At 56.7% G+C, this 19,392-nt stretch carries 21 protein-coding genes; 11 read left to right on the top strand and 10 right to left on the bottom strand.

Annotated features, from left to right (window positions below):
• Window positions 1–5 precede the first annotated feature (5 nt).
• Window positions 6–773 (top strand): hypothetical protein, encoded by a 768-nt coding sequence (locus tag D9N13_RS23390; RefSeq protein ID WP_290594452.1) that lies wholly within the window; start codon window positions 6–8, stop codon window positions 771–773.
• 29 nt (window positions 774–802) lie between these two features.
• Window positions 803–2,203, top strand: a complete 1,401-nt coding sequence (locus tag D9N13_RS23385) for an FISUMP domain-containing protein (protein ID WP_290594450.1) — start codon at window positions 803–805, stop codon at window positions 2,201–2,203.
• A 38-nt stretch (window positions 2,204–2,241) separates the two neighbouring features.
• Here D9N13_RS23385 and D9N13_RS23380 read toward each other — a convergent pair whose 3' ends face one another.
• Genes D9N13_RS23380 through D9N13_RS23370 form a run of 3 tightly spaced genes read right to left on the bottom strand, consistent with a single transcriptional unit; the run spans window position 2,242 to window position 3,731 of the window.
• The gene (locus D9N13_RS23380; RefSeq protein WP_290594447.1) at window positions 2,242–2,850 is read right to left on the bottom strand and encodes a DNA-3-methyladenine glycosylase I; all 609 of its coding nucleotides are present in this window, start codon (window positions 2,848–2,850) and stop codon (window positions 2,242–2,244) included.
• Window positions 2,847–3,146: a YciI family protein gene (locus tag D9N13_RS23375; protein WP_290594444.1), complete on the bottom strand. Its 300-nt coding sequence runs from the start codon at window positions 3,144–3,146 to the stop codon at window positions 2,847–2,849. The genes D9N13_RS23380 and D9N13_RS23375 overlap by 4 nt, the downstream gene beginning before the upstream one ends.
• A gap of 3 nt (window positions 3,147–3,149) precedes the next feature.
• Window positions 3,150–3,731, bottom strand: coding sequence for a TetR/AcrR family transcriptional regulator (locus tag D9N13_RS23370; protein ID WP_290594442.1), 582 nt, complete (start codon window positions 3,729–3,731; stop codon window positions 3,150–3,152).
• Window positions 3,732–3,900: 169 nt separating this feature from the next.
• Between D9N13_RS23370 and D9N13_RS23365 the strand changes: the two genes are divergently transcribed.
• Window positions 3,901–4,389: an NlpC/P60 family protein gene (locus tag D9N13_RS23365; protein WP_290594440.1), complete on the top strand. Its 489-nt coding sequence runs from the start codon at window positions 3,901–3,903 to the stop codon at window positions 4,387–4,389.
• 6 nt (window positions 4,390–4,395) lie between these two features.
• On the opposite strand, the gene D9N13_RS23360 is transcribed toward D9N13_RS23365, so the two are convergent.
• Window positions 4,396–4,821: a DUF4405 domain-containing protein gene (locus D9N13_RS23360; RefSeq protein ID WP_290594437.1), complete on the bottom strand. Its 426-nt coding sequence runs from the start codon at window positions 4,819–4,821 to the stop codon at window positions 4,396–4,398.
• Between the two features lie 40 nt (window positions 4,822–4,861).
• Between D9N13_RS23360 and D9N13_RS23355 the strand changes: the two genes are divergently transcribed.
• The 3 genes from D9N13_RS23355 to D9N13_RS23345 all read left to right on the top strand — a co-directional run bounded on the left by D9N13_RS23355 (window position 4,862) and on the right by D9N13_RS23345 (window position 7,602).
• On the top strand, window positions 4,862–5,179 hold the full coding sequence (locus D9N13_RS23355; protein WP_411268209.1) for a MarR family winged helix-turn-helix transcriptional regulator: 318 nt from the start codon (window positions 4,862–4,864) through the stop codon (window positions 5,177–5,179).
• A 78-nt stretch (window positions 5,180–5,257) separates the two neighbouring features.
• Window positions 5,258–6,253, top strand: a complete 996-nt coding sequence (locus D9N13_RS23350; protein ID WP_290594433.1) for a sensor domain-containing diguanylate cyclase — start codon at window positions 5,258–5,260, stop codon at window positions 6,251–6,253.
• Window positions 6,254–6,327: 74 nt separating this feature from the next.
• Window positions 6,328–7,602 carry a hypothetical protein gene (locus tag D9N13_RS23345; protein ID WP_290594431.1) on the top strand — a complete coding sequence of 425 codons (1,275 nt, stop codon included), beginning with the start codon at window positions 6,328–6,330 and terminating at the stop codon, window positions 7,600–7,602.
• Window position 7,603: 1 nt separating this feature from the next.
• Here the strand turns inward: D9N13_RS23345 and D9N13_RS23340 are convergent, their stop codons facing one another.
• Complete coding sequence (locus D9N13_RS23340; RefSeq protein ID WP_290594429.1) at window positions 7,604–8,794, bottom strand: GGDEF domain-containing protein; 1,191 nt, start codon at window positions 8,792–8,794, stop codon at window positions 7,604–7,606.
• 260 nt (window positions 8,795–9,054) lie between these two features.
• Between D9N13_RS23340 and D9N13_RS23335 the strand changes: the two genes are divergently transcribed.
• The 3 genes from D9N13_RS23335 to D9N13_RS23325 all read left to right on the top strand — a co-directional run bounded on the left by D9N13_RS23335 (window position 9,055) and on the right by D9N13_RS23325 (window position 10,010).
• Window positions 9,055–9,249 carry a DUF6316 family protein gene (locus tag D9N13_RS23335; protein WP_290594424.1) on the top strand — a complete coding sequence of 65 codons (195 nt, stop codon included), beginning with the start codon at window positions 9,055–9,057 and terminating at the stop codon, window positions 9,247–9,249.
• An 89-nt stretch (window positions 9,250–9,338) separates the two neighbouring features.
• Complete coding sequence (locus D9N13_RS23330; protein ID WP_290594420.1) at window positions 9,339–9,641, top strand: hypothetical protein; 303 nt, start codon at window positions 9,339–9,341, stop codon at window positions 9,639–9,641.
• Window positions 9,642–9,764: 123 nt separating this feature from the next.
• Window positions 9,765–10,010, top strand: coding sequence for a hypothetical protein (locus tag D9N13_RS23325; protein ID WP_290594418.1), 246 nt, complete (start codon window positions 9,765–9,767; stop codon window positions 10,008–10,010).
• Here D9N13_RS23325 and D9N13_RS23320 read toward each other — a convergent pair.
• Entirely contained in the window at window positions 10,001–10,567 is a 567-nt protein-coding gene (locus tag D9N13_RS23320) for an outer membrane beta-barrel protein (protein ID WP_290594416.1), read from the bottom strand. The genes D9N13_RS23325 and D9N13_RS23320 overlap by 10 nt on opposite strands.
• Before the next feature lie 130 nt (window positions 10,568–10,697).
• On the bottom strand, window positions 10,698–13,862 hold the full coding sequence (locus tag D9N13_RS23315) for an HD domain-containing phosphohydrolase (RefSeq protein WP_290594414.1): 3,165 nt from the start codon (window positions 13,860–13,862) through the stop codon (window positions 10,698–10,700).
• A 222-nt stretch (window positions 13,863–14,084) separates the two neighbouring features.
• On the opposite strand from D9N13_RS23315, the gene D9N13_RS23310 reads away from it, so the two are divergent.
• A complete protein-coding gene (locus tag D9N13_RS23310; RefSeq protein ID WP_290594412.1) occupies window positions 14,085–15,002 on the top strand; it encodes a glutathione S-transferase family protein in 918 nt (305 codons plus the stop codon).
• Window positions 15,003–15,011: 9 nt separating this feature from the next.
• Here the strand turns inward: D9N13_RS23310 and D9N13_RS23305 are convergent, their stop codons facing one another.
• Complete coding sequence (locus D9N13_RS23305) at window positions 15,012–17,261, bottom strand: esterase-like activity of phytase family protein (RefSeq protein WP_290594410.1); 2,250 nt, start codon at window positions 17,259–17,261, stop codon at window positions 15,012–15,014.
• Window positions 17,262–17,409: 148 nt separating this feature from the next.
• Window positions 17,410–17,778, bottom strand: a complete 369-nt coding sequence (locus tag D9N13_RS23300) for a DsrE family protein (protein ID WP_290594408.1) — start codon at window positions 17,776–17,778, stop codon at window positions 17,410–17,412.
• A gap of 144 nt (window positions 17,779–17,922) precedes the next feature.
• Here D9N13_RS23300 and D9N13_RS23295 point away from each other — a divergent pair, with 144 nt between their 5' ends.
• Window positions 17,923–18,624 (top strand): winged helix-turn-helix transcriptional regulator, encoded by a 702-nt coding sequence (locus D9N13_RS23295; protein ID WP_290594406.1) that lies wholly within the window; start codon window positions 17,923–17,925, stop codon window positions 18,622–18,624.
• On the opposite strand, the gene D9N13_RS23290 is transcribed toward D9N13_RS23295, so the two are convergent.
• Window positions 18,610–19,356, bottom strand: coding sequence for a hypothetical protein (locus D9N13_RS23290; protein WP_290594403.1), 747 nt, complete (start codon window positions 19,354–19,356; stop codon window positions 18,610–18,612). The two genes, D9N13_RS23295 and D9N13_RS23290, sit on opposite strands and share 15 nt — an antisense overlap.
• Between the last annotated feature and the right edge of the window lie 36 nt (window positions 19,357–19,392).

The following is a 19,392-nucleotide window of genomic DNA, read 5'->3' as shown; positions in this document are numbered from 1 at the left end:
TTGTTGTGGATCATCTACCCGTCTTTATGGTGTATGCGTTGCTGTTCCGGCTTGCCATTATAGCAGTTGGCGCGCTGGCGATCTTCTGTGGATATCGTTTGTTTTGTCTGCCGCTGGGTGGCGGCGGTGATACTGAACTCACGGCCAAATTGGGTGAGCATGAATTTGCCCTCAAGCGGGCTGCGCCGGGCACATTTTTTGTATTGTTTGGTGTGGTGGTGGTGGGATTGATGGTGTATCAGGGCAATCCGGAATTATTCATCGAGGAGTTCCCGACGGCCCCGGTGACCGGGCCTGTGGTGAATCCTGTTTCCGCCACGGCCGACGGCGCCCACCAAGCGGGGGTGATCGGCAGCGCCATTGTCGCCAGCCGCATTCAGGTCAAAAGCAGCCAGCAGGCCATGGGTGTGCAAGAGGTGGAAGCCCGTCTGCAACAGGCTGCTGCGTGGTATGTGAACGGTCAGCGGGAGCGGGCCATCAGCGAATTTCATGAGTTGTTGCGGATGCCGGACCTGCCCATGATCATGGCTGCGTACCCGCTCAATGCCCTGGCCTGGGATGCGTTGCAGCAAGGGGAGCATGAGCGTGCTCTGGCCTATGCGGTGCTGGCGGTGGAGATTGAACCGGACAACGAGGATTTTGTGGACACCCTGCTGCAGAGCCACCAGCAATTGCCCGGTGATACCAGTGTGACCCGATTGCTGGCGCGATTGCAGGCGGGAGGAATGCAGCAACAGGCAGCACGGTTGCAACAGAAATTGCAGGCACTGTAACCATCCAAACACTGAATAAAGGAAGCAGCATGATGCATTGGCGTGGCTGGATACTGGTGGGATTGTTGTTGTGTGGGCCCGGAGTCGCGGCGGCGGAGTTCGCCAGAAGTTATGCGCTGGTGGTGGGGGTGAACGAGTATCCGCAGGCGGGGCTGCCGGCGTTGCCCAATGCCGCCAACGATGCCCACAACATGGAACGTTATCTGGTGCAGCAGGGCTACCAGGTGAAAAAGCTGGTGGGCCCGGCGGCCACCCAGGATGCCATCGTCGGTTACCTGGTGGATGATCTGGCACCGCGCATCGGCAAGGATGATCGTTTCCTGTTTTACTTTTCCGGACACGGGGTGACCCGCAAGGTGGGCGGGAAAGACCGCGGCTACATTGTGCCGTTTGATGGTCGCAGCGCCTCTGCCACCTCCTGGGTTTCCATGTCCACGCTGCGTGACAGCGCCGATCAACTGGGCAATGCCCGTCATCAACTGTTTATATTTGATTCCTGTTTCGGTGGCGCCTTTGCGGTGAAGAGCCTGGCCAGTTCCTTCAGCCCCAACGCCCTTAACTATATTCAGCGCATTACCCAGGCCGCCGCGCGCCAGTACATCACCGCCGGTGGTGCCAACGAGCAGGTATCGGCGGCCAGTCGCGATGGCATGAGCCTGTTTACGTACCAGTTGTTGCAGGGGCTGGCCGGTGAAGCGGATACCACTACCGACGGCTATATCACTGTGTCGGAGATTGCCGCTTACATGCAGACCGCCGGCAGTACTCTGCACAGCACCCCGGTGACGGGTAATTTTCGGGGTCATGCCAATGGTGATTTCCTGTTTACCTCACCCCTGCAGGCATCGCTGCAACACGATAATTCAGTGGGTGACGGCGGTGGCACCAAAAACGCCGCAGGGGCGGCCCCTGGGTATGTGGTCGATCCCAACGGTAAACGCTATGCCACCATCAGGTTGCTGGACAAGATCTGGATGCAGACCAATCTGGATTACCGGGTCCAGGATTCCTGGTGTTACGACAATCAGTTCCGCAACTGCACCGACTATGGCCGGCTCTATACCTGGCAAGCGGCCAGGCAGGCCTGTCAGGCGTTGGGCAATGGCTGGCGTTTGCCGTCGGATGCGGATTGGCGCACTCTGGCAGATCATTTCGGTGGTTATAACAATGCACAGCAGGAGCGGCGGGACACCCGTGTTACCCAACAGGCACTCTCTCCCAACGGCAGCAGCGGTTTCAATCTGCAGTTCGGTGGTGGCCGCTACGGTGAGGGCGACGATAACTTCGGTTACCTCAATGCCCATGGCAAGTACTGGTCCAGTACCCGCGATCGTGAAAACTTCGCCTGGTACATGGCGTTTGTGGGTCAGGTGGAGCGTTACCCTGACCCAATGGATTACGGCTACTCCGTGCGTTGCATCAAGGGCTGATCCACAGCATGCATGGCGGCGCCGTACAGTGACCCCGGCTACGCAGGACGCTGGAACCGTTTGCGGGCCTGATCCACTTTTTTGCGGCTGACGCAATCGCCCACGTGATCATTGATCATGCCCATGGCCTGCATAAAGGCGTACACCGTGGTGGGGCCGACAAATTTCCAGCCCTGTTTCTTCAGCGCTTTCGACAAGGCAATGGATTCCACTGAGGTGGAAGCCGTTTGGGCCCGGGCCGGAGGTTGTGCGGCCGGTTCGAAGCGCCACAGATAAGCAGCCAGGGAGCCCTCCTGTTGCACCATCTCCCGTGCCCGTTTGGCATTGTTGATCACCGCTTCGATCTTGCCGCGATGGCGCACAATACCTTCATCCTGCAACAGTCGATTGACGTCACGTTCCGTATACCGGGCAATGCGATTGAAATCGAACTGGTGAAATGCGTTGCGGAAGTTTTCCCGCTTGGCGAGAATGGTGCGCCAACTGAGTCCGGACTGAAAACTTTCCAGGCACAGCTTTTCAAACAGACGTTGATCGTCTGCCACCGGATAGCCCCACTCCTGATCGTGATAGGCAAAAAACTCCGGCGCCGCTGCACACCAGTTGCAACGTGGTTTCCCATCGGGGCCGGTGACGGTCCGGCTCATGATTCCGCTCCTGCCATCAGAAAGGATAAGCGTGCGTCGACCCGTGCCGGCGTGATCTCCAGGATTTCGGCGCGCACCACATTTTCCGCCACGAAGGGATCATCGGCAACGCGGGATTCCAGTTCAGGGCGGCTGATGTTGTGGGCGATGATGGTGCCACCCTGTTGGGGTTGCAGGCTGCCGGCCAGCAGAAAAACATCGTCCATAAAACCCTGCTTGAGCCACCCGTTGTGTTCCGCCATCCACTGACTGGCCTGGGCCCGGTTGTCTGAAAATCTCAATAACACAATAAACATGGTTTATACCTCCTTGTTGCCTGGGTTGGGTTGCAGCTGGTCATCCAGCCAGTGGTAAAGCTGCGTCACTTCGTTTTGGATAAAAGTTTGGTCGTGAAAGGCGCTGGCCAGGGTGGCGACACCCTGGCTGCGGGCCAATACATGCATGGCCAGTTGATCGGCATCCTGCTCCCGGCCCAGTGCCCGAAACTGTTGCTGCAGCCAGTTGCGAAACAGGGTGAACACCGCACCGGCTTTGGTCAGGGCGGCGTGATCCAGTTTGGCCAGCTCGCTGGTCAATGTGCCCACCGGGCAGCCATACAGAAGAATCTTGCCTTGATTGGCAATGAGGATGTGAATGAAGCAGCGAATTCGATCCCGGGCTGAATCACCCTGTTGCTCCCACTGCGCCAGCATGCGCCGGGTGTTGGCCAGACGCAGATCAATGACCGCGTCCAGGATGTCGTCCTTGGTTTTGAAATGGTAATAAAAATTGCCCCGGGAGATGCCCACCGCGGCGGCTATGTCCGCAAAGGAGGTATGCTCGAAGCCCTGTTCATAGAACAGTTGATCCGCTGCTTCAACGATGTGTTGCCGGGTGTGCATGATACGGTGCTGCCTGGTTGTCTGCCCTTAGGACGTTTGTCCTATTGTGGGAACAGAGATTAGGTCGTTTGTCCTAATTTGTCAAGACTGTGATGGGGTGCCGGCGCCGCTGTCTGCAATGGGCGATCATGGTTTACACTGGGAAAGAGTGTGAGGACGGTGTGCATCCATGGCAAAAGCGTGCGTCAGTGTAATCAGTTTGATGTTGGCGGTACTGTGGCTGGGAGCCTGTTCCAGCGCGCCCCCGGCCCACTATGGCGTGCAGCCGCAACGGATTCTGTATCAGGGCGCCCCCCAAACACGGCTGGCGCGCCACTATGAGGTATGGGCCGGTACCCCGCACCAGATGGGCGGGCTCAGCCGCCGCGGCATTGATTGCTCGGGATTTGTTTACGTTACCTATCGGGATGTGTTTGGCATGCATCTGCCGCGCTCCACTGATCAGCTGTCGGATATTGGTGAAGCGGTGTCACTGGATCAGCTGCGCAGCGGTGACCTGCTGATCTTCAAGACCGGGTTCAAACAGCGCCACGTCGGCATCTATGTGGGCCAGGGGCAGTTTATCCATGCCTCCAGCTCCCGCGGCGTCATGTCCTCACGGATTGATTCCGAATATTGGTCCGATGCCTATCAGGAATCCCGCCGGGTGCTGGAATAAAGTCGGTCAAGGATTTCCCAATACCAAACTCAGTAATTCAGTAGGGTGTTTCTGATTCGTGCGGGCAAGCTCGGTCAGGGTTTGCTGCGCACTTTCAACCTGCACACCGGCGGCCTGCAGGCGTTGCACCAGATCCTGTTCGCTTTCGCCCTGCAGAGCGGCAACGCGGGTTAACGGTGCCTGTTGCACTTGTTTCATCAGCTGCTTGGCGGGATGCTCGCTGCCGCCCCCCACACTGCTGCTCACCATCCAGGTGCCGGCCACGGCAAACACCAGGATCACAATGGCAACGGCCTGTTTGCTTTTGAAATAGCGGCTGAAGGGAGCCCAGTGATTCAGCAGGTGCAAAACAATGGCACCCACAAACAGCAACCCCATCCACTCATGCATGGTTTTAACCAGGTCTTCACCCAGGTGGTAGAACATCATCACACCACTGCTGGCCACCCTGCGTCGGTCGGCCCGCCCCTACGTGTTGAGCCCAACGGACCTGCAGCGCTCCACGTTGTTGTCATCCGGCGGACAGACCAAAGTGCTGTACCAGTTGGAGAGGCGGGGGTTGGTGCAGCGGTCCGTGGATCCGCAGGATAAACGCAGCAAGCTGGTGCACCTGAACAGAAAGGGTAAGACGGTGATTGAACAGGCCATGGCGGCAACTCTGGACGGCCTGAGTGCCGGTGTGGCCCAGGCCGGTCTGTCAGCACCGGAGTTGGAGCAGTTGATTACCTTGCTGGGGAAATTGCTGGCCCATCTGGAAGCCGGCCCCACATCAGACCTGCCGCCGGAGTGAAGGCCGGGCACACCGGCACGGGCTTTATTGCCGGCCCCGACTATACTGGTCAATTAATGACCTGCTTGGAGGGTGTCCATGTCAACAGTATCCTGCCCCATTCCCGTTGATGAAGCACAGCGAATTCGGTCCGTGCGGGCCTATGAGATTCTGGACACGCCACCGGAACCGGAATTTGACGCCCTGGCGCGCCTGGCATCACATACCTTTGCGGCGCCCATTGCGGTGGTGGCCATGATGGATTCCGAGCGGTTGTGGTTTAAATCACGCTTGGGCCTGGATATCCCGGAGCTGGATCGCAAGGTGGCATTTTGTGCCCACGCCATTATGCGGCCGGAACAGCCGCTGGTGGTGCCGGATCTGAGCCAGGATAACCGGTTTGCCCATAATCCTCTGGTGGCACAGCCGCCCCATGTGCGTTTTTACGCCGGCGCGCCCATCCGTGACAGTGACGGCCGGGCCCTGGGCACCATTGCCGTCATCGACGCTCAGCCCCGTCAGTTCTCCGCCGAACAGCGCCTGGCCCTGAGCGATCTGTCGTTCCTGGTGACCACGGCGCTGGATGCCCGCAAGCGTTCCCTGGATCTGGAGCGTATGGCCAGTACCGACCACCTGACCGGGATTGCCAATCGGGCCCGTTTTGAAGCGTCACTGCAGGCCGAACTGGCCCGTGCCCGCAGGACAGGCACGCCGGTGTCCCTGATCTGCCTGGATTTGAACGGCTTCAAAGAAGTCAACGACACCCATGGCCACAGTGCCGGTGATGAAGTGCTGGTGGAGGTGACCCGGCGTATCCAGCAACTGGTGCGGGAAGGCGATACCTTTGCCCGACTGGGGGGCGACGAATTCGCCATCGTCATTCAAAACGCCCGCGACAATGCAGTGCAGAGCTTGTTGTCCCGAATCGCCCCCACGGTTGCAAAGCCTATTCAGCTCAGCGGTGGTAACCGGGTCCAGGTCACCACGTCGGTGGGCGTGGCCACCACAGTGGAAGAGGATCTCAGCGGTGATAACCTGTTGGCGCGGGCGGATGCGGATCTGTACCGTGACAAGAACAGTCGCGGTGTGGGATAGGGACAAAATTCTTTCCTCAAACAGGCATATCCTGGTACGATCGTACAAAATCAATAACAAGAATAAAATCGGTTATGAATCGACATCTCACTATCCCGGGGCGTTGGCTGCCGGTGGTCGTGGCGCTGCTGCTCACCGGCTGTAATCTGGAAGTGGAACACTACCAATCCAGTTGGCTGCACCGGGCCCATCAGTTGCAGCGTCAGCTGGATCAGGAGCAGCCCCTGCGCCGGGTCACCTTCATCGCCACCCATAATTCCTACAATGCCGCCGCTTACACCACAGCGCAAAGTTATTACGACCCCAATCAGATTCACAGCATTACGGCGCAATTGGAGATGGACGTGCGTGCCCTCGAGTTGGATGTGCACTCGGTTTTCGGTCAGCTGCTGCTGTGTCACGGCACCGACCAGCACATTGGCTGCAGCCCCTTCGACCGCCCCCTGGCCCAGGGGCTGCAGGAAATCGCGACCTGGTTGCAGCAGCCAAAGAACCAGGATGCGGTGCTGCTGCTGTACATCGAAGATCACAGCGCGGCCCGGGATCGGGCCGAACTGGCCCAACGGTTGCTGGATCTGCTCGGCCCCTACACCTACTTACCGGCCACACCTCTGGCGGCCACCGGGGGCTGCCCGCTTATCCCCGCAGGCTTGAGTAAAGCGCTGCTGCGTGCGGCGGGCAAAAATATCCTGATCCTCAGTGATGGCTGCAGCAGCTCGGAGCTGGCGTCGGTGCTGTTCGGTGGCTTTGCCGGGGCCGACGATGACAGCGGGTATCCTACCTTGAGTCTGTCAATGCTGCAGCCGGCACCGGCCTGTGTGGATTCTGCGCTGTCGCAACCACAGGTGCAGCAAACCTTCCTCCGTATGCAGGAAGACCGTACCCTGCTGTCCCGTCTGGTGGGCAATGCCGGCAGCCGGATTACTGCGCCGGTGGTGGCGAACCTGTTGGATTGTGAAATCAATCTGCTCGGCCTGGACAAGTTACGCCCCGGTGATGGCCGCCTGCGGGCGGCACTCTGGAGTTGGGCCGAGGGGCAACCGGCGGCGGATGCCCATGGCCGGTGTGCGCTGCACAATGATGACGGTCATTTCCAGGTGGCCCCTTGCGCCGGTCTGCTGCCTTACAGTTGTCGGGACGAGAGCAGCGGGCAATGGGTGTTAAGCCATGAACGGGGCCCCTGGGATGCCGGAGCTGCTGTCTGTGACGCGCTGGGGTTGCAGTTTGCCGTGCCCTTCAGTGCCTATGACAATCGCCGTTTGCAGGGGGAAAAGGTGGCCGGTGCGGTGAACCGGGCGTGGTTGGGCTATCGCCAACGGGGTGGTCAATGGCAGCCGGCAACCGATTGAATCATTGCTTGGTTTCGATAAAGGAAACCTGGTTGCGGCCCTTGCTTTTTGACAGATAGAGGGCCTGGTCCGCGTGTTTCATCAACGATGCCGGGCTGTACTCATGAGGGTGCACCGAAGCACTGCAGCCAATACTGACACTGACGGTGCGCTGTGTTCCTTCCACGGTAAAAGGATTGTCGTAAACGGAGCGGCGCAGGGTTTCCGCCAGGGCCATGGCGTCGCTCTGGTTCATGCCGGGTAAAATCACGGCAAACTCCTCGCCGCCGATCCTTGCCACTGTGTCCTGAGCCCGTAAAAACTCCTCACTGATCACCTTGGCCACATGGCGCAGACAGTGATCTCCCACCATATGACCATATTCGTCATTGATGGTCTTAAAAAAATCGATGTCGATGATCAGCAGCGCCAGCGGGTAATTCAGCCTCTGGCCGCGACTGCATTCCTGTTTGAGGGTGGTTTCAAAATAACGCCGGTTACGCAATCCGGTGAGCGCATCATTGTTGCTCAACTCCGTCAGGCGCCGGGCCTGCTCCTGCAGTTGCAGGTTACTGAGTGCGGCCCGCTCATACTCCCGCCGTGGCAGCCGGGTGAGGTGATACATGGCGAGACAATAAAACAGGAATACCAGGCCCAATCCCGGAGGCTGATCGGCCCACCCCAGGCTGAGCACGATCACGGAAGGCGAATACAGCGCGATCAGATACCAGCGCACGGTTTGTTTGCGAATGGACAGGTTGATCAACGCACCGGAACTCAGTGCCAAGGTGGCGGTAATGATCAGGGAATAATGTTCCCTGAACGGAGTATTCATCAGTGACGATAAAAGTATGGCTGACCAGCAAAGGGCGCTCAGGGTGACGCCCAGATCGATATAACGAAACTGGCGGGTGTGATGAAAATGGGTGTAGCCGGCGCACTTGTGTAACAAATGAAAACGAAAGGCGGTGATCGCCACTTCCAGCACAAAGATGGCAGCGCTCATCACCAGTTTGGACTGGGATGGGCTTTTGATAACGATGATACCGCCAATCAATAGCCACACCACGGGATAAAACAGAATACCCGAGCGGATGCGCGCCGAAAGGTCCTGTAGCCGTTGTTCTTCCAAAGGCAGTTGATCGGCATCCACGGGAGCAGGTTCGGCCATCCTGTGCCAGCCCCGGAAGATTTCCCTAAGACGCCGCTTCATATCCCGATTCATCCTGTCTGTTGTTCGTATGTCGTATTGCCCGACACGGGGCATAAGGTGGTGGAATAGTATCCTGATTCTGGTGTGAATACTGCGCGGTTTTTGCCTAATGCAGATAGCTTCCAGGCCAAAAAAGCTAAGTGTTTGGTTCTAAACAACGGCGGTTATCAGCGCGCCCGCTTATGAAAATTGATTATTATGTGAACTGGTTCACACTGCTATGGTTAAAAAACATTCAGGCGACGGCAGGGAGCAGTGCCATGGCAGTACGCGCAGGAGAACAGGAAAAAACCTGGTTCAGAAGTGACCGCATTTTCTGGTCCGGAGACGGTTGGTACTTTCTTACCCGGGAGCAAACCCAGGAGGGCCCATTTGAATCCCGTCAGGCCGCGGATCAGGAGCTGAATTACTATATCCGCCGGGCAGTGGAATGGAGCCTGTACCGGCAGGCCTGAACACCCCATTGCAGCGGCTGCCGCTTTGGGCGCACAATCTAGGCTTCTGAATCGATTAGCGCACGGCAATAGCGTACGAGGAAGGCAGCATGCGCACACTTCCGGCAATGGCAATACTGATGTTGTTGGCACAACCAGTGGCGGCACAACCCCTGTGTGATGATGTGGAAGCATTTTCCGCGGACGGCTGGCAGCTGGATCCGGTGCAGGATGCCATGGATAAGTACCTGCGGGATCATCGAATGCGGGCCAATTGGCGGCAACAACCCGCCCCACCGGACCAGATCGGCCGCGATTACTATGAGTGGCTTTGGCACAGTGATTTCGGCGCAATCATGAAGGCGGAATTGATGCAACGCTTCTGCGGTTCAGCTTCAGAGCCGGTGCCTTGATCCGCATCAGCCACTTGAATCAGATGCGCATAATGTAAATAGACGAAAGTAGGATGACTGCAAGGTCGTACACTGATAGCGTAAAAAACAATCATCAGCATGACGTTTTTACGCAATTAACCTATGAAGCCACCCAAGCAGAACGCTTATGTTTCGTTAATCGGCACGATCCTCATTATGTGGTTGATGGTGGGCTACGTTTATTTGTTAACACCTCTGGATACCATTACGCCACCCCCGCCCCGGGTTGAGCCGCAACCTGCGGCCAGCCACGCTGCTGCCCGGACGATGGCCGATATCAATACCGATACCAATGCCGATATCAAGGCCACGGTCAGGGCGGTTTACAAAGACAGTGATCAGAAATAAACGTTAAAGCCGAGATGCATAAAGTCGATGTCGCCTTCGTAGGCTTCGTAGCGGGAGAATTCGGCTTTCAGTGACACGGCTTGAGACAGGTTCACCATGGCGCCGATACCGAGGAAAAGATCGTTGCCGTCATCGGAGTCACTGCCGGAGCCGTACCCTGATACATCAACATTCAGCTCTGCATCCCACAAGAAGATACCGATACGGCCAAACAGGGAAAGGGTTTCGTTCACCGGCGCAATGCCCATGCCCGAAACTTCCACGCCACTGATTTCAATATCAACCCCATCCAGATCATAGCCAACGAAATACTCTATTTCGCGAACCAGAGCCCTGTCCATTTCGAAGGCACCCAGATCAGTGTAGGAAACCTCAACGGCAAAATTATCGTTGAGCTTGCCACCACCGGTAATTTTAAAGCCATTGTCGTCTTCGAAGCCGCTTTCATCGGGTGAGGTGGTGCCATAGGAAAGGCCAAGATAACCATCGGCCAAAGCGGTATTGATCGAGCTCAGCGTAAGCAGACACAATGTCGCCCCAATTTTTTTGAAATGCATATAAAAAACCTCAGACAAAATAATAAATGACATCAGGAAACGTTCAGGGAGGGCAGACACGGTTTGTTGTCTGGCTCTCCAGCAGCGGATTAATACCCTATGTTGCCGCCATCTGCAACACTGATGCGCCTCAGTCCCTATTGCGCAGGTACTGATTGATGGGCACGTCATCCTGCTGTTGCGGTTGTAAATAGCGCGCACTGTACTCCTGGTAAACGCCACTGCTGAGGAACAGTTCAAATACATCCCGATCAATATCGCCGCTTTCCACCATGCGGAACAGAATGGCCACGGACTCGCTGACGGTCTTGGGCGTTTTATAGGGACGATCCGCGGCGGTCAGGGCTTCGTAAATATCGGCTACCGCCATGATGCGTTCCGGGATTGAAAGTTGATGCCCGTTCAGCTTGCGTGGATAGCCGGTACCTTTCAGGGTTTCATGGTGGGTGGAGGCAAAGCGTGGTACGTTGGACAGCTCCGGCGGAAATGGCAGGGCGTCCAGCATACGGATGGTGCCGATCATGTGTTCCTGGATTTTGAAACGATCTTCTTTAGACAGCGTGCCGCGGGCAATGGAGAGATTATAGACTTCACCCAGGTTGTAAAGGTGCTCAGGAATCTCCATGTCGATCTGCAGGTGAGCCGGGTAGGTTTTCGGTTTTTCATGCTCAATAATATGATGTGGCTTGTCGGCCAGCAACGGTTCGGTCACCGGCAGTGTGGGGGCCTGGTCCGAATAGCGTAATGCTTCCACCGGCGACAGTCCGATACGGTCGTCAAAATGGCGTTGCCAGGTGATCATGGCCAATTCCTGCAGGCGTCGGGTCTGGTCCGGGCTGATGCCTTCGCTTCCCTGGTTCAGTCTGGCGATAAAATGAAAATCGTCCTGTAATTGTTGCCGTTTGTGTTCCAGTTGCTGTTGCCATTGCGGCTCCAGCTGCGGCTGGTCCAACACGGCTTGCAGGTATTGAATCTCGGCATCACGCCACAGCACTTCAAAGCGGGTACGGATTTCGTGAATGCGGTTGTAGATGGTTTCCAGTTTGGTGCCTTTGTCCACGATGTGTTCCGGTGTTGTGATTTTGCCGCAATCATGCAACCAGGCGCCGATACGGAATTCCCGGTATTCATCTTCATTGCGAAAACGGAAGGTATCGAACGGTGGCGTATTGCAGTCTTCCGCAGCCCGGGCCAGCATCAGCGCCAGTTCAGGAACCCGCGCGCAGTGGCCGGCGGTATAGGGCGACTTTTCGTCGATGGCCTGGGCAATCAATTGAATCAGGGATTCCATCAACGCTTTCTGGGCTTCTTCGTGTTGTTTGATGGTGGCTGCCATGTCGACGATGGAGCGGGATAACTCGAAGATTTCAATGATGGAACTGTCGTGAAATTCCACCTCATCGTAACGCCGGTTCTTGATGCGGTTGTTTTCAATGGCCAGGCGTTTGATGGGCCTGACAATGGGGGCCGCAAACAGCCAGATAAAAGGCAGCAGGATCAACAGGCACAATGTGGTGATGGCCACGGAATAGGTGACCCGGGCGATGCTGGGAGCCATTAACTCAGCGGTACCGATGACCACGGCAAACAGATCACTGTCAGGCTCTTCGGGATTGAGTGCGGCTTTATAAATAAAATGCGGTTGGCCGTTAAGGTTTACCTCGTGCAGATGATTGGTCAGGCCGGTCACCGGAGCAATCAATTCCGGATAGGGCACGGTGGTTTTGGGTTGACTGGGTGCCTCCGCGTCTGCGGTTGTAAACCATTTTTTCTGCAGTTGGGTCGTATGGTAAGCATCAATGCTGGACAGTGCCTTGTTGATAATACCGTTCAGCAAGGGGTAACGGGTGCTGGTGAGAAAATGCATCTGATCGGGAAGCTTATCCGCCCGGGCGTTGATATTCTCATGAAACTGCAAGCGATCAATGTAGTAGTGATCCGCGGTGTAATGCAGAACCGGTGCCGAGTCCAGTGTGGCAAACGCCTGGCCGTCCAGCACCGCGCGCAATGCGGCAATGGGGGTGTCCACCGGCAGCACCTGAATGGCAGGATAGTGTTGCTCAAGTATCTGGATGATGGACCAGCTGTTGGGCAGGGCAACCACCTTCCCGTTCAATTCAGACACGCGGGTGATGGGTGCCTGCCCCGGGCGGGTTGCTATGGCATAAGGCAGCCGCAAAAAGGGGTCGCTGAGGGTGCCCATTCTGCGATTGTCATCATTGGCGAACACCGGCTGCAGGATATCCAGTTCGCCCTGTTCAAACAAGGCAACCAGTTGCTGCCATGAATACCCGTTGACGAATTCGATCTGTAATCCGGTCATCTGCGCAATCATACGCATCAGATCCACGGAATAGCCCTGGGGTTCGGCGGATACCGCGTAGTCAATGGGTGGCCAGTCCAGTTCGTTGGAAATCCGCAGTTTCCCCACGGACTGGATGAATTGTGATTGCGCATCACTGAGTTCAACCGGGGGCGCAGAGGGAATGCTGTCCATGGCGGAGCGGGTTTGGTTGGATGAAATCAGCTCGCCGCTGGGTTTAAACAGATAAATTTCCGAACCGCTGTTGTGGCTTTGCGCTTTTAAAAAACTGGCCAGAGACGACAGTGTGATATCCACTGCCAATACGGCGTTCTGCTGCGGCAGGCGCATGGAATAGGATTGTCCCGGTGCCTGCAGGTGCTGGAACAGGTAGGGATCGGTTTTGAATACCCGGTCGGTGGTGGCGTTGGTAAACCAGGGGCGAACGCTGGGGTCGTAGTCACTGGATTCACTGTGTGCGACCCGCAATTGCATATCGGCGTTGTAATACTCGAAAACCCGCTGGCGCGCCGCGCCGCTGCCGGATACCCGGATCACAATCCAGCGGTCTTGCGGAGTTGCCTTAAGTTGGCGGCGGGCGGTATTGCTGCTGTTAAGATTGACCACCTCAAAGAAATCGCCGTTTTCCAAGCCAATGTATATGGCGTAGAAAAGGCGATTGTTTTGCATGATGTCGGAGAACAACTGCAGGGAATCCGGATTGATTTCGCCATCGCTCAACAACTGCGGATACCTGGCCAGCAGCTGGGCAACATGAAAGGCGTTGGTATCGATGGCGTTGAGGTAGCTGCGGGTGTTTTCCGCGTGGTTCTGATACTTGCCGAGGGCGGTTTCAATGGCGATGGAGCGGCTGAAATAATATTGCAGGCCGATGGCGATCACTGCGGTCAAGGTGGTGGCCAGAGCGAACACACCCACCACGGTCAGGCGGATGGAGAAGCGCAGCCCCTTGCGCTGAATCTGAATATTCACCTGATTCCCCTGTCGTTCTGTTGTCGTAAGCGCGCCTGGCACTATGCCTATAACATTTAGTCTATCAAGGATGTGAACATTGTGCCTGAATTATTTGGAGCGATGGTACAAGCTTTTGGGCCTTATCAATTATCCTCCCGGACTGATACGCAGCAGGCAAATCTGTTATGTTAGTGCCTTGCTATTCGGGACAACCTGTTGGCCAATAGAGGGATATTTTTTGTGTCTGATTTGATCTTGCATCATTATGCGCTGTCGCCATTTTCTCAGAAAGTCCGCAGCATGCTGGGCTATGCTGATTTGCCCTGGCAATCCGCCATCACCCGGGAAATGCCCCCCCGACCCATTGTGGCAACATTGACAGGGGGCTACCGTAAAATTCCGGTGGCTCAATGCGGCGCCGATGTATTTTGCGATACTGCAGTGATTTCCAGTGAAATTGCCGTGCGGGCCGGTAAGCCGCAACTGGCGCGGCAGAACTGCAGCGATGAGGTGAACCGGTTTATTGCACATGTTGAGCTGGAAGTCTTCTTTGCCTGTGTGATGTCATCCGCCTCCTGGGCATTGAACAAGAAAGTACTGCAAACTCTGAGCATTATTGACTTGTTCAAGTTCTTTGCAGATCGTATCAGGATGGGCCGCACCGCATCGGTACGCATGGTAAAACCAGGGGAAGCACCCGCTATCGTCAAGCAACATCTGAAGGATATGGAGGCACGGTTGCAGCAGGACTTTCTGTTTGGGGCCGAGCCCAATATTGCGGATTTTGCGGCGTATCACAGCCTGTGGATGATTCGGGACGCCGCTGAGAAAAAGACCCTGCAACCCTATGCCCGGGTCAATGCCTGGATGGATCGCATGAACGCGTTCGGCGAGGGCCGGCGCAGCGAAATCAATCCCGATGAAACCCTGGTGTTGGCAAGAAACAGCGAACCCAGAGCCATTACCGCCGAAGAAAAGCAGGATGCGCTGTTGGGTTGCCGGGTCAGTATTGCCCCGGCGGATTATGCTCAGGATGCGTCGGTGGGCGAGCTGGTGGGGGCCTCCGCCAACCGCTGGATCATTGCGCGCAGCGATCCAGCGGTGGGTTTGGTTCATGTGCATTTTCCCAAACAAGGCTTTTCCATTGTGGAGATCTGAACCATCCCGTTACCGGAATAGCTTACCCAGTGCCATAAAGCGGGTTTCGCCGGAGGCATCATCCACACCATCGTTATCGGTGACCACGTAGACTTCACCATCACGGGTGATGGCGGTGCCTTCCACCTTATCCGCGGTCCAGCCATGGGTTGCGTTCAAGTCCGGCAGCAGATCCCGCACCAGTGTTTTGCTTAACACCGGAAACGTTTCACCCTCTGCCGCCGGCGTCATGCCGGCGATGGAAAACCGGTACAACCGTTTCACCCGGGCGGCGGGGCCCTGTTGGTTATCCCGCTCGATCACAACAAAGGTAGTGTCGTCGATGGCGGTGATTTCGCTTAAGCCGATCCAACCGGTTGATGTGCTCTCCAAAGGATAGTAAAAGAAGCTCCAGTCTCCGCTGGCCGGGCGGTAGACGCCGATGCGGACCTGTCCGGCGGGGTCATCGGTCCATTCCCGTTGAAAGGCAACGTATACCGTTTCCCGGGCGCCGTTGCCGGTCACCGCAACCCCTTCAAAGCCGTTGCTTTTCTGCTTCGCCACCACCGCCGCCGGCAGGGATATTTCCTCCAGTATTGAGCCATCGGCGCCGGCTTTGATCAGCAGGTTGGGGCGGCTGCCACTGTTCCCCTCGGAGACCAGCCAGAAACTGCCATCGGTGCGCTGGGCAATGCCTTCCAGGTCGTAATCCACCGTAGCACCATTCTTATTCAGGACCAGGGCGTCTTTAATGACGGCGGTCCCCTGCTTGCTGACCTGAGCCCGGAAAATGCGGGATTCCCCGTAGTAGCTGTCCGGGACCGCGTACAGGGTATCGGCCTGTTGCCGGTCGCCCGCCATGCCGCTCAGGGCACCCCAGGGGATCAGCTGTTTGGGGTCGGACTGAATCTGTGGATACGGCGCCTGTCGGGCACCGTATTGATAGAGGGAAACGGTGGAACGAAAGCCATCTTCGGCAGAATCCTCTTCACTGGAGACCACCAGCAAGTTACGGGAGGGAATGGCCAGAATGCCTTCCGGGCCGATGGTGGTGGGCAGTAACTGATGCAGTTCCGGCTTATGCCAGGCGTCGGTCTTGTACACCGCCACAATATTGGCCCGCTCGCTGCCCACGAACAGGAACTCCTGGTGCCTGAAGCGTTCAGCCAGTACCGATTCCGGCTCTATGCCTTTATTCTCGGAGCGGCTTTCCGGATAATGACCGGCGCGGATCAGTGCATGCTCCAGACTGGCGCCGGATTCATAACGCACCTTACCGAAGGGGCTGAACACAGTGAAACCGCGGCTGCCCCCTTGCACGCCGTTCTCGTCTTCGTAATCGCCTTCGTTGGCGGTCACCATCCACCAGTTGTTGAGCCAGGTGATGGCGTCGGGTTCGCGGCGCCGGTCCAGCAGTGTATCCACGGGGTTGATGACATCATCTTCGCTGGTGTCCACGTTAAAAAGATCCACCGTGCCGGCACTGAAATCGTTGATGACCATGGCGCGGCGCAGATCCACCAGCACAATATGATTGTTTTCCTGCAGGGTAACCGCGGCAATGTTGAAACGATTGATGGCCACGTATTCCGGCTCCGGATCGGAAGGCGCCGTATGCGCCAGGCCGCGCAGGTCGACGCTGCGCTGTTGCCACTGGCTTGGGTCTTTGCCCATGGTCAGAATCTGCAGATTACCGGCGGGCAGTTGGGGAAGGATGCCGTCGTTCAGGTCTTCATCCCGTTCATTCTCGATCGCGATGGCGGCGTAACGCCCATCGGGGCTGACGGCAATGGCATCGGGTTGACCGCCCATATTGAAATCCGCCTGCCATTGGGGTTGGCTGGGGTTATCCAGGGAATACACCGACAGCTTGCCGGCGGGGGTGGTGAAACTGGAAGAGGTGTTCACCGCAACCAGAAGATAGTTCCCGTTTACCGCCACCGAGGTGGGCTCACCGTCCAGGGCGATGAAGCCGGCGGGGGTGGGCTTTGACACATCGCTGATATCGATCAGGCCGATGCGTTGCTTGGGGCTGTCGCTGTAATAGACCACGTTGCCATCCTGGCTGGCGGCGCTGATCTCGGCGGCGGTGGTATCCTCTGCTTCATCACCGGCCGCCGGGTTCAGGTTTTCATACACCGGGAAGGTGGCCACCCGCTCAAAATACATGTCTTTTTTCTGTGGCCAGAACGGCTTGTGAGCGCGGCTGTCCGCCAGGGTGGCGGCAGAGGCAGTGGCGATGGACAGTGCCAGCGCCGTTTTGATAACACGATGCTTCATGGAAGATCCCCTATTGAATTGGCCGACGCGAAAGGCCGGCAAACTTGGTCGTAAAACGATCGCCAATACTAGGCAGGGGAATATGACAGAGGCATGAAACGGCGCATTAATTTCACTCAACCGCCGCTTCACCCCCCTGTTAGATGCATCAAAAAGTCAAGCTGGCCGCGCCGGCTTTGATGCGTGCAAAGATGACACTGGCACCCTGGATCTCAACACCATCGATGAGGCTGCTTTGATCATAGCCGCGGGCGCTGGTGCAGGGGGGGCAGGCCCAGACCTTGCCACCACGGTCGATGAAATCGTGCAGCAGTGCTTTCAGGGGTTCCATGGGGTGTACGTGGGTGTGATTCACCCCATCGCGGCGCACCAGATCAATGGCGGAACTGGTGAGGAACAGACCGACGTTCATTTCGGCGGTTAACGCGCCGTTGGCCAGAGTCAGGCCCACCGATGACACTTCATCATAAATGCCTTTGGTCATTACAATAATCAGATCGTTGCGTTCAATGCTCATGTGGTTCTCTCCGTTTTGTTGGTTGTGGATCAGGCCTTTGCTGACCTGACAGAAGGAGAGTTTAGGGAGGCAGGTTTGCTCGCTATAGTGCAGAATATGTAGTAAACCACTACAAAATCTGTAGTCATTCCAAACGGGGAGCCCATGTACGACTATGAAGAGGTGTGTCCGGTTTCCAGGGCCGCGTCCATATTGTGTGAACGCTGGACTCTGCAGATCGTGCGCGAGATGCTGTTCGGTGCCAGCCGCTTTTCAGATCTGCAGAAATATTTACCCAAACTGTCGCCCACGCTGCTCAACACCCGGCTGAAAACGCTGGAGCAGCAGGGCATCCTCATCCGTACGCGCATTGCGGAAAAGCGGGGTTATGAGTACCGGCTCACGCCCAGTGGACAGGCATTGCGGCCGGTGGTGGAAGCCATGGGTAAGTGGGGCATGCAATGGGCGTTCGACGACATGGATGCTGAACAGCTCAATGTGTCGGTGATTGTGCGTGATTTTGCCGTGGCGTTGAACCTGGACCAATTACCGTCCGGTGATACCACCTTGCAGTTCAATGTTGCCACCAGTGGGGAAAAGATCCGTAAGTTTATACTGGTGCGGGACAGGGCGCCGCAGGTATGTGACGAGAATATTGGCCATGAAGTGGACGTGTACCTGAGCGCCGACCTGGAGACCCTGGCCAAGATCTGGTACGGCAAACTGGCGTTGCGCACGGCCCTGGAGTCCGGACGTTTGAGTGCGGTGGGGTCGGCGCCTTATGTGCAGCGGATTCATCATTGGCTGGGCCGCAGCCAGTTTGCCGATGTTCAGCCGCAGTCAGGACCGGCCCTACAGGCTGAATAAAACCGAAGCCAGGGCGGAGCCGGCCACCACACCCATGAGCAGGCCCGATATCCAGGGCGCCGCTGAATGTTTCTGGTTGGCGGTTTGATAGAGTTGTTCCTTGAGGTTGGAAATCTCCTCGCTCTGCATCTTCATCTGGCGCGCCACATTCAGGTTGTCCTGCATCAGATTGCTGAACCAGAGCCCGGGGGTGGCGCTTTCCACTTTGTTGTTGTTCACATGACTGTTCAGTTGCCCAACGCGGTCGGCCATAAACTGCAGGCCGCCTTTGTGGGAGCGGGCAACGGTAAACCCCAGTTTTTTCAAGCAGTGTACGGAGATGGTTTCGCTGTTGGGGTAATTGAGCAGGGCCGGGCTGATGTAGCCGGACACCACGCCAAATTCACTGTAATGCTTTTTCGCCCAGATGATTAATTCCGAGATGGCCAGGCAACCAAGGCCGCCACCGCGCAGCAGCGAAGGCAACGCGGCATCAGCACCGCCAATGTCGAACATCACCTTACTCTCATTCAGATCCACGATGACCTTGAACAGCGCCTCTTCCATGGTAACAAGCTGCTTGTTGTCACCATTGCCCGCCACCAGCGGAAGCGGTACCACGCGCACGTTATACTGCAGAGCGTTGATATTCTCTTTTTCAATGCGGCTTAAGTTTTTGTACAGGCAAGCGTAGGTTTCGTCACCCTCCTGGCGGTGTTCGTGGGCCTTCAGGCAGATCAGATCCCAGCTCATGTGCGTCCCTGGTGGTAGTATTGCCTTGTCCAGTAT

This window comes from Ketobacter sp. GenoA1 (genome assembly GCF_003671475.1).
Lineage (GTDB): Bacteria > Pseudomonadota > Gammaproteobacteria > Pseudomonadales > Ketobacteraceae > Ketobacter.
The sequence above is the reverse complement of the archived record's forward strand: the minus strand, read 5'-3'. Positions and strand labels throughout refer to the sequence as shown.

What these genes read in the sequence shown, in the direction of transcription:
- D9N13_RS23305 (WP_290594410.1), bottom strand. Translation starts at nt 17,261, where the DNA reads ATGAAGCATCGTGTTATCAAAACGGCGCTGGCACTGTCCATCGCCACT.
- D9N13_RS23325 (WP_290594418.1), top strand. Translation starts at nt 9,765, where the DNA reads ATGAAGCCACCCAAGCAGAACGCTTATGTTTCGTTAATCGGCACGATC.
- D9N13_RS23330 (WP_290594420.1), top strand. Translation starts at nt 9,339, where the DNA reads ATGCGCACACTTCCGGCAATGGCAATACTGATGTTGTTGGCACAACCA.
- D9N13_RS23300 (WP_290594408.1), bottom strand. Translation starts at nt 17,778, where the DNA reads ATGAGCATTGAACGCAACGATCTGATTATTGTAATGACCAAAGGCATT.
- D9N13_RS23340 (WP_290594429.1), bottom strand. Translation starts at nt 8,794, where the DNA reads ATGAAGCGGCGTCTTAGGGAAATCTTCCGGGGCTGGCACAGGATGGCC.
- D9N13_RS23320 (WP_290594416.1), bottom strand. Translation starts at nt 10,567, where the DNA reads ATGCATTTCAAAAAAATTGGGGCGACATTGTGTCTGCTTACGCTGAGC.
- D9N13_RS23380 (WP_290594447.1), bottom strand. Translation starts at nt 2,850, where the DNA reads ATGAGCCGGACCGTCACCGGCCCCGATGGGAAACCACGTTGCAACTGG.
- D9N13_RS23350 (WP_290594433.1), top strand. Translation starts at nt 5,258, where the DNA reads ATGTCAACAGTATCCTGCCCCATTCCCGTTGATGAAGCACAGCGAATT.
- D9N13_RS23385 (WP_290594450.1), top strand. Translation starts at nt 803, where the DNA reads ATGATGCATTGGCGTGGCTGGATACTGGTGGGATTGTTGTTGTGTGGG.
- D9N13_RS23370 (WP_290594442.1), bottom strand. Translation starts at nt 3,731, where the DNA reads ATGCACACCCGGCAACACATCGTTGAAGCAGCGGATCAACTGTTCTAT.
- D9N13_RS23335 (WP_290594424.1), top strand. Translation starts at nt 9,055, where the DNA reads ATGGCAGTACGCGCAGGAGAACAGGAAAAAACCTGGTTCAGAAGTGAC.
- D9N13_RS23295 (WP_290594406.1), top strand. Translation starts at nt 17,923, where the DNA reads ATGTACGACTATGAAGAGGTGTGTCCGGTTTCCAGGGCCGCGTCCATA.
- D9N13_RS23345 (WP_290594431.1), top strand. Translation starts at nt 6,328, where the DNA reads ATGAATCGACATCTCACTATCCCGGGGCGTTGGCTGCCGGTGGTCGTG.
- D9N13_RS23290 (WP_290594403.1), bottom strand. Translation starts at nt 19,356, where the DNA reads ATGAGCTGGGATCTGATCTGCCTGAAGGCCCACGAACACCGCCAGGAG.
- D9N13_RS23375 (WP_290594444.1), bottom strand. Translation starts at nt 3,146, where the DNA reads ATGTTTATTGTGTTATTGAGATTTTCAGACAACCGGGCCCAGGCCAGT.
- D9N13_RS23365 (WP_290594440.1), top strand. Translation starts at nt 3,901, where the DNA reads ATGGCAAAAGCGTGCGTCAGTGTAATCAGTTTGATGTTGGCGGTACTG.